Genomic DNA, 9620 nt, shown 5'->3' with positions numbered 1-9620 from the left:
ACGGCACGATGCTGGCACCTGACGTCAGGACGGCGCCGTTCACGCAGCGGTCCGGCCCGGCCCGCCGGCTCCATGATCATGAGCGCACAGCGCAGGTCGGCCCGGTTCGCGGGATGCCTGGTGTGCTCCTCGTCGGGGCGTTCCTGCCCCAGCCGTTGATCAGGGGCACTGGAGGCAGCACCGCAGGCGAGTTCGCCTACCTCCAGTGCTGATGATCACCGCGGCCGGGGCGGAGCGGGGCGCCGGAGCGGGGCGCCGGAGCGTGCGGGCGGACCGGGACCGTCAGCGCCCCTGCCACTCGGGCGGGCGCTTCTCCCGGGCCGCCGCCACACCCTCCGCGGCGTCCGCCGTCGCACTCGCGACCCGGCGCATGGTCTCGCCGAAGCGGATCGCGTCGGTCTGCGACATCTCCGGGCCCCGGCGCGCCACCTCCTTGACGGCGCGCTGGGCCAGGGGTGCGCCGGCCAGCAGCCGCTGCGCGAACCGTCCGGCCGCCGGGAGCACGTCGTCGTGCTCGACGACCTGCAGCGCCAGCCCGATCTCCTTCGCCCGCGTGGCCGAGATCGTCTCGCCGGTGAGCAGGAGCTCCATCGCCGGCTGCCAGCCGATCCGCTGGGGGAGCCGCAGCGCGCCCACGATCGTCGGGACCCCGAGCGTGACCTCCGGATAGCCGAACGTGGCGCGGTCGGACGCGATGACGACGTCGCACCACGTCACCAGCGTCAGTCCGTAGCCCAGGCAGAGGCCGTTCACCGCGGCGATCACCGGCTTGTAGAGCTCCCAGCCCGACTCGAACGAGTTCACCGTCGGGCGCTCCCAGAACGAGCCGGGGAACTCGCCGGCCGGGTTGCGCTCGGAGCCGAAGTCGGCGCCGGCGCAGAACGCCCGCCCGGCGCCGGTGACGATGCCGACCCACGCCTCGTCGTCGGCGGTCAGCCGGGCGAACGCCGCGTTGAGCCCGTCACGCATGGCGCCGTCGATCGCGTTGAGCTTGTCCGGCCGGTCGTAGGTGATCGTGGCGACGTGGCCGGTGCGCTCGTAGCGGACGCGGTCGGCGAAGCGCTCGCTCACGTCGGGGTCCGGGGCGTCGTCGGCCATGGCGACGGAGGCTAGCGAGCCCGTACCGGGCAGCGGTGGTCAACGCCGGTTCCCGCGACTTCCCGACGGCGGAGCCCCGGATCACATCGCTCGACCGGGGTACTCGGTTGGCGCGGGGCCCGGCCACAGGTGCATAGTTGTACCGACCAACCGATTGTACGGAGCACGCAATGAACACTGCGGTCGGCGCCCGCCCCGACGCGCCCGTCCCCGAGGGGGCGGACGCGCGCTGGGTGACCTCGGACCGGATCGGCCTGCAGCTCGTCCGGCTCATCCGCCTCATGGAGCGCAAGCGACTGTCCAAGGTGGGCGAGCACGGCGTCGAGCGGGCCGCGTACGTCCTGCTGGCCCGGCTCGTCATCGACGGGCCGCACCGCTCCAACGCGCTCGCCGAGGCGGTGCACTCCGACCCCTCGACCGTGAGCAGGCAGATCGCCGCGCTCGTGCGGATCGGCTACGTCGAGCGACGGTCCGATCCCGCCGACGGGCGCGCGTGCCTGCTGGCCGCGACCGCCGAGGGCCACCGCGTGTTCGAGGCCAACCGGGAACGGCGCAACCACGAGATCAGCCGGATCACGAGCGACTGGGACGAGGCCGACCGCGAGCGGCTCGTCGAGCTGATGGACCGCTTCACCACCGCGCTCGAGAACCACCAGCCCCACGACGTCCCCGCCCACCAGGGCGTGGAGGAGGACCGATGAGCACCACGACCGCGTCGACCCCGGCGGTCGGGTCGGCCACCGGCGCGAGACCCGCGCCGGCCGGCACCGCGACGGGCGGCTTCACCCACCGCCAGATCCTGACGATCCTGTCCGGGCTGCTGCTGGGCATGTTCCTGGCCGCCCTGGACCAGAACATCGTCTCCACGTCGATCCGCACCATCGCGGACGACCTGAACGGCCTGAACCTGCAGGCCTGGGCCACGACCGCCTACCTGATCACCGCGACGATCTCGACGCCGCTCTACGGCAAGCTCTCCGACCTCTACGGCCGCAAGCCGTTCTTCCTCTTCGCCATCGGCATCTTCGTCGTGGGCTCGGTGCTCTGCACGCTCTCGACGTCGATGTACGAGCTGGCGATCTTCCGGGCCATCCAGGGTCTGGGCGCCGGCGGTCTGATGAGCCTGGCGCTGACGATCATCGGTGACATCGTCCCGCCGCGGGAGCGGGCCCGGTACCAGGGCTTCTTCCTCGCGGTGTTCGGGACGTCCAGCGTCATCGGCCCGGTCGTCGGCGGCTTCCTCGCCGGCACCACCTCGATCCTCGGGATCGACGGCTGGCGCTGGGTGTTCCTCGTCAACGTCCCGATCGGCATCCTCGCGTTCGCCGTCGTCTTCCGGGTGCTGAACCTGCCGCACAGCCGGCGCGAGCACCGCATCGACTGGCCCGGCGCCGCCGCCCTCGCGGTCGCGCTGGTGCCGCTGCTGATCGTCGCCGAGCAGGGCCAGAGCTGGGGCTGGGGCTCCGGCCTGTCGATCCTCTGCTACGCGATCGGCGCCGTCGGCGTCATCGCGTTCGTGCTCGCCGAGCGGGCCTACGGCGACGACGCCCTGCTGCCGCTGCGGCTGTTCCGCAACGGCGTGTTCAGCCTGACCACGATCATCGCCGTCATCACCGGCATCGGGATGTTCGGCGGCATCGCGATCGTCCCGCAGTACCTGCAGATCGTCGGTGGGGCGACCCCGACCCGCGCCGGGCTGGAGATGGTCCCGCTGGTCGGCGGCATCATGGTCGCCTCGATCGTCTCCGGTCAGCTGACCAGCCGCACCGGGCGCTACAAGGTGTTCCCGGTGATCGGCCTCGGGCTCATGACCCTCGGCATGCTGCTCTTCCACTTCCTCCTGCACTCCGACACGCCGTACTGGCAGACCGCGGTCGTCATGGTCGTGTTCGGTCTCGGGCTCGGGAACTGCATGCAGACCCTGGTCCTCGCGGTCCAGAACGCGGTGCCGGCCTCGGACATGGGCGTGGCCACCGCCTCGGCGACCTTCTTCCGCCAGATGGGCGGCACGGTCGGGGTCTCGGTCTTCCTGTCGATCCTGTTCTCGACGGTCGGCGGCTACATCGGCGGGGCGTTCCGGTCGGCCGCGGCGACGCCGTCGTTCCAGGCGGCGCTGGCCGACCCGGCCGTCACGTCGAACCCGGTCAACGCCCCCGCGGTCAACCCCGCGACCGGCGCGGCCCAGGTCGTCCAGGACTCCTCGGTGCTGCAGCGGATGGACCCGCGGCTCGCCGAGCCGTTCCTCCAGGGCTACTCGCAGTCGATGGACCTCGTGTTCCTCGTCGCCGCGTGCGTGATCTTCGTGGGCTTCGTGCTCATCTGGTTCCTCAAGGAGGTCCCGCTGCGCACGACGTCGGGCATCCAGGCCCGGCAGGCCGAGGAGGCGGCCACCGGCACCGGGCCCGGCTCGGTCGACTCCGCCGCCGAGGTGAGCGGCCCCGCCCGGGGCGCCCTCGACGTCCCGGCGTCCGCGCCCCCGGTGGGCGCGGCGGGTGCGGCCGGCACCGACCGCATGGTCCAGGTCGTCCGCGCCGACCGGGACCGGCCGTCACCGACGCCGCGCCCGAACGGCCACGGCCGCCACGAGGCGCCCGACGCGGGCCGTCACGGTGATTCGGTCGTGCTCGGTACGCTCGTCGACGCGGCCGATACCGCGGAGCACGACGACGCCGGCCGGGCCGTCAACGGCGCGCTCGCCGGCGTCCCGATGGCGCTGCACGCCCTCGACGGCACCGTCGTGGACCGCGCGTCCTCCGCGGCCGACGGGTCGTTCCGGCTGCACGCCCCCACGCCGGGCAGCTACGTCGTGCTCGCCAACCCCGGGGTGTTCCGGCCGCACGCCGAGCTGGTCGCCCTGGACGGGTCCCCGGTCCGGCGACGGTTCGCGCTGCGCCGGGCGACCCCGGTCGGCGGCTCGGTGCGTGACGCCGAGGACGTCCCGGTGGTCGGTGCGTCGGTGACGGTCACCGACGCGGCCGGCGGGGTGCGCGCGGTGCGCCGCACCGGCGTGGACGGCACGTGGGAGTGCCCGGAGCTCGAGCCCGGCACCTACACCGTCGTCGTCCTGGCCCCCGGGCGTGAGCCCGTGGCCGAGCGCCTCGTCGTCGCGCATCCGTCCCCCGCGGGGCGGCGCACGACGCGCCACGACGTACGGGTCCCGGTCGTGCGCCACGAGGTGCGCGGGCGTGTCCTGTCGTCCTCCGGGCGCGTGGTGCCCGAGTCGCTCGTCGTCCTCATGGGCGCCGACGGCCGGGTGGTCGCGTCCACCGTCACCGACGCCTCCGGGTCCTTCTCCGTCGGGGACCTCATCGAGGGCCGCTACCTGCTCACCGCGAGCGGGTACGCGCCGGTCACGGCGCAGGTGAGCGTCGCCCGGGACGCCCAGGAGGCCGTCGAGCTGGTCGTCGAGCCCCCGCAGCCGGCGACGTCCGGGCCCGCGGAGCCGGCCTACGCCGAGCCGCAGGACGCCCGCCGTCCGGCGCTCGACGCGGAGACGACGCCGATGCCCGTCGCGCGCTGACGCGCACCCGTGCGTGCCCTATCGGCGTGCTGTGTTGCTGTCGTGTCCGGACACGGGAACGCACGCACGGGCGCTCCGCGCTAGTGCTCCTCGGCGCGCTTGTACGACTCGCGGATCTCCTGCTCGGCGTCGGAGCGCCCCACCCACGAGGCGCCCTCGACGCTCTTGCCGGGCTCGAGGTCCTTGTAGACCTCGAAGAAGTGCTGGATCTCCAGCCGGTCGTACTCCGACATGTGGTGGATGTCGCGGAGGTGCTCCTGGCGCGGGTCGCGCGCCGGGACGCAGAGCACCTTGTCGTCGCCGCCCTTCTCGTCGGTCATGCGGAACATGCCGATGGCGCGCGCGAGGACCAGGCAGCCCGGGAACGTCGGCTCCTGGATCAGCACCAGCGCGTCGAGCGGGTCGCCGTCCAGGCCCAGGGTGTTCTCGATGTAGCCGTAGTCGGCGGGGTACTGCGTGGCGGTGAAGAGGGTGCGGTCCAGCCGGAGGCGGTTGGACTCGTGGTCCATCTCGTACTTGTTCCGCTGCCCCTTGGGGATCTCGATCAGAACGTCGAACTCCACGGCGCGTCCTCACTGCTCTTCCGTCGCGGCACCCGCCGCGACTGCGATGTCCCGCTCCGGGGCGTCCCGGTCGCGCCCGGGCCTCGTCACCCGACCGGACCCGGGAACCCCTCGTCGGTCGCGTCTAGTGTGTCGCATCGCGACGGGCGTGCCGCGACGACGGGGCGTGGGTCAGATCGCAGGGAAGGGCTGCAGGGGCGAGCGGAGCGACGGGGAGAGGGGTCAGTGACGGCGAGTGGTGTCGGACACCGCGCGGGGACCACCCCGGCAGGCGGTGACGACGCGTCAGCTGCTCCCGACGGCGAGCAGCCCGGGTCGGGCCCGCGCCGCGGCGGCGGCCACCGCGCGGAGGTCCCCCGCTCCCGCCGGATCGCGCAGCGCCTGCTCGTCGGGCTCGTCGTGCTGCTCCTGCTCGTCGGGGCCGGCACCGCCGCCGTCCTCACCGCCCCCGGGCTCGCCCGCCGCCTCGGGCTCCCGGTCTCCGGGGCGGTCGACCCGCCGGCCCCGGTCGCGTTCGTCCCCCGCCTCGGACCGCTGGGGCCCGACGCACCCGCCCCGACGGCCTCCGGGATCGCCGGCGTGCTCGACGGCCGCGTCGCGGGGCTCGGTGACCTCACCGGCGTCGTCGTCGACCCGGCGCGCCCGCAGCCGCCGCTCTGGGCGCGCGACCCGGCCGAGCCGCAGGTGCCGGCCTCCTCGACGAAGCTCCTGACGACCGCCGCGGCACTGCTCTCGCTCGACCCGACGACCCGCTTCACCACCACCGTCGTCGCGGGCCCGACCCCCGACTCGGTGGTGCTCGTCGGCGGCGGCGACCCGACGCTGTCGTCGCTGCCCGCCGGCCGCGAGTCGCTCTACGCCGGCGCGGCCCACCTCGACGACCTGGCGGCCCAGGTGCGCGCCGCACGCGGTGGCTCGGCGCCGCGCACGGTGTACGTCGACGACTCCCGCTACACCGGCCCGCTGCTGGCGCCCGGCTGGGACCCCGCCGACATCGCGGGCGGGAACCTCGCGCCGATGGTCCCGGTGATGCTCGACGGCGGCCGGCTCGACCCGAACGCGCTCGACGGGGCCCGCACCCCGACCCCGACCGAGGACGTCGGGCGCGCGCTGGGCCAGCGCCTCGGGGCCTCGGCGGTCCAGGTCGAGCAGGGGCCGGCCGCGCCCGGCGCCCGGGTGCTCGGCAGCGTCGTGTCCCCGCCGTTGACCGATCTCGTGCACACCGCGCTGACCAACTCCGACAACGTCCTCGCCGAGGCGATCGGCCGGGAGGTCGCGCGCCGGGCCGGCGCCCCGGCCTCCTTCGCGGGCGCCACCTCGTCCATCACGGGGATCCTCACCGAGCACGGGATCGACGTCTCCGGGGTGAAGCTCTCCGACAGCTCGGGCCTCTCCACGGACGACCGCATCCCGGCCTCGGTGCTCGCCGCCGTGCTGACCCCGGCCGCGGCACCGGCGGGTGCCGACCCCCGCACCACCCCGCTGCGCCCGATCCTCGACGGGCTCCCGGTGTCGGCGGGCACCGGCACGCTCGTCGACCGCTACACCGCGGGCACCCCGAACGGCGCCGCCCGCGGCTACGTCCGGGCCAAGACCGGGACCCTGACCGGCACGAACGCGCTTGCCGGCGTGGTGCCCGACGTCGACGGGCGGCTGCTCGTCTTCGCCTTCATGTCGAACGGGCCCGATCCCGTCGGCGCCCGCCCGCGCCTGGACGCGCTCGCCGCGGCGCTGCGCGGGTGCGGCTGCCGCTGAGCGGGCCGCCGTACGGTGGGGGAGTGACCGTCGAGGACACCCCCGAGACCATCGACCGGGCCGCGACCGGCCTGCCCGTGCGGTGGGACCTCGCCGCCGCCACGGGCGCCCGCCTGGTCCCGCCCGGCCCCGCGGTCTCCGCCGAGGAGGCGGCCGTCGAGGTCGCCCGGCTGGCCGAGGGCGCGCGCGTCGGCGAGGGGCACGTCCGCCAGCTCACCGGCCTCGGCGTCGACCTGCCGGTCCCCGGGGCCGCGATCGTCGACCGGCCCGGCTGGATCGCCTCGGCGACCGAGGGCATCGCCGAGCTCACCTCCGGCGTCCGGCTCCCGAGCGTGCGCCCGGGCCCGCCCAGCACGCTGTCCCGCGTCGCCGGCGGCGTCACGTCCACGGTCGCCGCGGCCCAGATGGGCACGCTGCTCGCGTTCCTGTCGACGAAGGTGCTCGGGCAGTACGACCCGTTCGCCGGCCCCGCCCGCGGCGGCCAGCTGCTGCTCGTCGCCCCCAACGTCACCGCGGCCCGCGACGCGCTCGACGTCGACGCCGCCGACTTCGCGCTCTGGGTGTGCGTGCACGAGGCCACCCACCGCCTGCAGTTCACCGCCGTGCCGTGGCTGCGCGACCACTTCCGCGACGAGGTCACGACCTTCGCCTCCGGCATGGAGAGCGGCGTCACCGCGGCGCTGGACCGGCTGCCCGACATCGTCAAGGCCGTCAGGTCGCGCTCCGACGTGTCGCTGCTCGAGATGCTGCAGGGCCCCGAGCAGACCGAGGTCCTCGACCGCCTGCTCGCCCTCACGACGCTGCTCGAGGGGCACGCCGAGCACGTGATGGACGAGGTCGGGCCCGCGGTGGTGCCGTCCGTCGAGATCATCCGGAGGCGGTTCTCCGCGCGGCGCCGCGGCGGCGGGCCGGTCGACCGGCTGCTGCGGGTGTTGCTCGGCGTCCAGGCCAAGATCCAGCAGTACGAGCAGGGCCGGGTGTTCGTCGACGAGGTCGTCGGCACCGTCGGGATGGAGGGGTTCAACGCCGTGTGGACGTCGCCCGAGACGCTGCCCCGCCGCTCCGAGATCACCGACCCGTCGGCCTGGGTCCGGCGCGTCCACGGCTGAGCGGCCGCTCCCCGTCCCCGCGATCCCGTGACGAACCGCCCGGCCGCGACCGCCGAGGTCCGGCGCGCGGTCCGGGCGGCCCTCGACGCGGTCCCGGCGCCCGCCGTCGTCGTCGCCTGCTCCGGGGGCGCGGACTCGCTGGCCCTCGCCGCCGCGGCCGCACACGTCGGCGCCGCCACCGGGACGGCCGTGCACGGCCTCGTCGTCGACCACGGACTGCAGCCGGGCTCGGCGGCGATCGCCGAGGCCGCCCGTGCGGCGCTCGTCGGGCTCGGGGTGGACGCCCGCGTCGCCGTCGTGACGGTGGCCGAGGCGGGCGACGGACCCGAGGCGGCCGCGCGGCGGGCCCGGTACGCGGCGCTGCGGGCGGAGTCACAGGCCCGTGGTGGGGCGCCGGTGCTGCTCGGGCACACTCTCGACGACCAGGCCGAGACGGTGCTGCTCGGGCTCGGTCGCGGGTCGGGCGCGCGTTCGCTCGCGGGGATGCGGGCCTGGGACGCGCCATGGTGCCGTCCGCTGCTCGGGGTCCGGCGGGCCGTGACGCGGGCGGCCTGCGCCGAGGCGGGACTCGAGCCGTGGGAGGACCCGCACAACGCCGACCCCCGCTACACCCGCGTCCGCCTGCGCCACGAGGTGCTGCCGCTGCTCGAGGACGTCCTCTCCGGGGGCGTCGCGGAGGCCCTCGCGCGCACCGCCGACCAGCTCGCCGACGACGACGCGGCGCTCGACGCGACCGCGTCCGACGTCCTCGGAGCGGCCCGGGACGGCGAGGGCGGGCTCGACGCGGCCGTCGTCGCGACCCACCCCGCGGCGGTGCGGCGGCGGGTCCTGCGGGCCTGGTTGGCCGACGCCGGGGTACACGGGTTCGGCGACGCCCAGCTGCGCGACGTCGACGCGCTCGTCGCCCGCTGGCGCGGACAGGGGCCTCCGTCACTTCCGGGCGGCTTGGAGGTCATCCGCGTGCGTGGGAGGCTGACCGTGCGCCGGGGCGCCCGCGGGCGCACCGAGTAGCCCCGCGGAAGAACGCCGAGCTCGACGAAGGAGTCCGCTCAAGGTGTACGACGGCGACATCGCGTCCGTGCTCATCACCTCCGACGAGATCCAGGACAAGATCGCGGAGCTGGCGGACATCATCGCCGCGGACTACGGGGAGCCCAAGCCGGGCGAGCCGGACCTGCTGCTGGTGGGGGTCCTCAAGGGCGCGGTCATGTTCATGACCGACCTCGCCCGACGCCTGCCGCTCCCCAGCCAGCTCGAGTTCATGGCGATCAGCTCCTACGGCTCGGCGACCTCGTCGTCGGGCGTGGTGCGGATCCTCAAGGACCTCGACCGGGACATCTCGAACCGGCACGTGCTCATCGTCGAGGACATCATCGACTCCGGGCTGACGCTGTCGTGGCTACGCAAGAACCTCGAGTCGCGCGGCCCCGCGTCGCTGCAGGTGGTGACGCTGCTGCGCAAGCCCGAGGCGGCGAAGCTCGACGTTGACGTCGCGTACGTGGGCTTCGACATCCCGAACGAGTTCGTGGTCGGGTTCGGGCTCGACTACGCCGAGCGTTACCGCGATCTGCCCTA

General features: G+C 74.8%; 8 protein-coding genes. 6 read left to right on the top strand and 2 right to left on the bottom strand.

Annotation, left to right across the window (positions count from 1 at the left end; translation table 11 throughout):
* Positions 1–282: 282 nt before the first annotated feature.
* On the bottom strand, positions 283–1098 hold the full coding sequence (locus AC0CYZ_RS14960) for an enoyl-CoA hydratase/isomerase family protein (protein ID WP_472216658.1): 816 nt from the start codon (positions 1096–1098) through the stop codon (positions 283–285).
* 170 nt (positions 1099–1268) lie between these two features.
* Between AC0CYZ_RS14960 and AC0CYZ_RS14955 the strand changes: the two genes are divergently transcribed.
* Both AC0CYZ_RS14955 and AC0CYZ_RS14950 read left to right on the top strand, forming a co-directional pair.
* A complete protein-coding gene (locus AC0CYZ_RS14955) occupies positions 1269–1799 on the top strand; it encodes a MarR family winged helix-turn-helix transcriptional regulator (RefSeq protein WP_472216656.1) in 531 nt (176 codons plus the stop codon).
* Positions 1796–4618 (top strand): MFS transporter, encoded by a 2823-nt coding sequence (locus tag AC0CYZ_RS14950; RefSeq protein WP_472216654.1) that lies wholly within the window; start codon positions 1796–1798, stop codon positions 4616–4618. Before AC0CYZ_RS14955 ends, AC0CYZ_RS14950 begins: the two co-directional genes overlap by 4 nt.
* 80 nt (positions 4619–4698) lie before the next feature.
* Here AC0CYZ_RS14950 and AC0CYZ_RS14945 read toward each other — a convergent pair whose 3' ends face one another.
* Positions 4699–5181 carry an inorganic diphosphatase gene (locus AC0CYZ_RS14945; RefSeq protein WP_472216652.1) on the bottom strand — a complete coding sequence of 161 codons (483 nt, stop codon included), beginning with the start codon at positions 5179–5181 and terminating at the stop codon, positions 4699–4701.
* A gap of 225 nt (positions 5182–5406) precedes the next feature.
* Here AC0CYZ_RS14945 and dacB point away from each other — a divergent pair, with 225 nt between their 5' ends.
* From dacB to hpt, 4 genes are all read left to right on the top strand, one after another.
* Positions 5407–6936 carry a D-alanyl-D-alanine carboxypeptidase/D-alanyl-D-alanine endopeptidase gene (gene dacB, locus AC0CYZ_RS14940; protein ID WP_472216650.1) on the top strand — a complete coding sequence of 510 codons (1530 nt, stop codon included), beginning with the start codon at positions 5407–5409 and terminating at the stop codon, positions 6934–6936.
* Positions 6937–6959: 23 nt separating this feature from the next.
* On the top strand, positions 6960–8045 hold the full coding sequence (locus tag AC0CYZ_RS14935; RefSeq protein ID WP_472216648.1) for a zinc-dependent metalloprotease: 1086 nt from the start codon (positions 6960–6962) through the stop codon (positions 8043–8045).
* A 27-nt stretch (positions 8046–8072) separates the two neighbouring features.
* Positions 8073–9056 carry a tRNA lysidine(34) synthetase TilS gene (gene tilS, locus AC0CYZ_RS14930; RefSeq protein ID WP_472216646.1) on the top strand — a complete coding sequence of 328 codons (984 nt, stop codon included), beginning with the start codon at positions 8073–8075 and terminating at the stop codon, positions 9054–9056.
* 43 nt (positions 9057–9099) lie between these two features.
* The coding region (hpt, locus tag AC0CYZ_RS14925; protein WP_472216644.1) for a hypoxanthine phosphoribosyltransferase at positions 9100–9620 on the top strand (521 nt) is incomplete at its 3' end.

It is taken from the genome of Actinomycetospora sp. (assembly GCF_055612215.1).
The sequence above is the reverse complement of the archived record's forward strand: the minus strand, read 5'-3'. Positions and strand labels throughout refer to the sequence as shown.

Excerpts from the sequence above, each read along its gene's own strand:
- AC0CYZ_RS14960 (WP_472216658.1), bottom strand. The coding sequence starts at position 1,098 with ATGGCCGACGACGCCCCGGACCCCGACGTGAGCGAGCGCTTCGCCGAC.
- AC0CYZ_RS14950 (WP_472216654.1), top strand. The coding sequence starts at position 1,796 with ATGAGCACCACGACCGCGTCGACCCCGGCGGTCGGGTCGGCCACCGGC.
- AC0CYZ_RS14955 (WP_472216656.1), top strand. The coding sequence starts at position 1,269 with ATGAACACTGCGGTCGGCGCCCGCCCCGACGCGCCCGTCCCCGAGGGG.